The sequence below is a fragment of the Mesorhizobium sp. M1A.F.Ca.IN.020.06.1.1 genome, from assembly GCF_004023265.1.
Taxonomy (GTDB): domain Bacteria; phylum Pseudomonadota; class Alphaproteobacteria; order Rhizobiales; family Rhizobiaceae; genus Mesorhizobium.
In genome coordinates this window covers 1-1,061 of sequence record NZ_RZSR01001411.1, presented here as the reverse complement: position 1 = coordinate 1,061, position 1,061 = coordinate 1, and the positions used below count along the sequence as shown (strand labels likewise).

Annotated in this window: 1 protein-coding gene; it reads right to left on the bottom strand. The window is 62.6% G+C overall.

What is annotated here, in order from left to right; translation table 11 throughout:
- The coding region (locus EOA60_RS34445; protein WP_164899832.1) for a TM0106 family RecB-like putative nuclease at window positions 1-949 on the bottom strand (949 nt) is incomplete at its 3' end.
- Window positions 950-1,061 lie beyond the last annotated feature (112 nt).

The window sequence follows — 1,061 nt, the reverse complement described above, 5'->3', positions numbered from 1 at the left end:
GTTCAGGAAGGCGCGCCAGTCCGAACCCCGGCTCGATCTCAAGCATCTCGAATTTGCGCTCTCCGGTTTCCCGCGCCTCCACCTGTACGCGCGCCTGTTCCCGAACGCGATGGTACGAGCCGACCGACCCACGTTCGGGACGCCAGGGAAGGGGAAGGGCGAGCGCAGCGATGCCGGCCATCGTCGCGGCGCCATGTTGCGCGAACTCGTTAATCTGGACTTTCGTGACGCTGGCGATCAGGGAGGGATGGTCGTCCTCTCGCCTCTTGTGATCGCACGCGTCATACCAGCGGCAAATGTCGCAGTGAGCGGTCGGGTCGGGATACGTGGCCGGAGCATCCTCCTGCTCAAGCGACTGCTCGAACCGACGCTTTGCTTGCCGATAGTAGGCCGCGTAGTCGGCGAAGCGGAACGTCTGCGGCACGAAATCGGACCACGGGGCGACGACATGCATGTGATCCGGCGCAAGGCCTTGCGCTCGCTCCAGCAGGTCGGAGTAGAGGCAGAGCTGAAGTACCGTTCCCGCCTTCGTTTCCCGTGCGAGCTTAGTGTCGAGCACCTCGTACGACCAGGCACCAAGGTTGCTCGGCTTCTCCACACGCCGCAGGATGTCGGCCCGACCGCCCCAACGGCCGTGGCGCAACGCTCCCTGGACGATGACCTCGGTGCCCGCTGCCATCGACCGGAGGGTCGCAGCAACGGCCGCGTCCGAAATGTCGACGCCGTCGATTTGTGTTGTCTCCAATCCGCTGTCGATCAAATGCTGCACGAAGTTCCGTTCGTGCACGGCGCCGCGCTCCCGCAGAACTTCCAGTTGCGGGTCCCAGTAGGTTGGCTTTGCGAGCTGTCCCTCCGCAACGGCCCGGTCAAGGACGCTCAGATGATGGCAACTTAGATGGCCTACCAAGTCACTCGCGCTAAGTCGAAGTTCGCCTGCAACCAGCTGCATACCCGCGTCCCCCATTGCTGCTGCGGAGCCTATTTCCATTCCCTGTCGTTAATAAACCCTAGCGGGAGAAACTTTCGCCACGTAACGGTACACGGAAGCCGCAAGATAATGG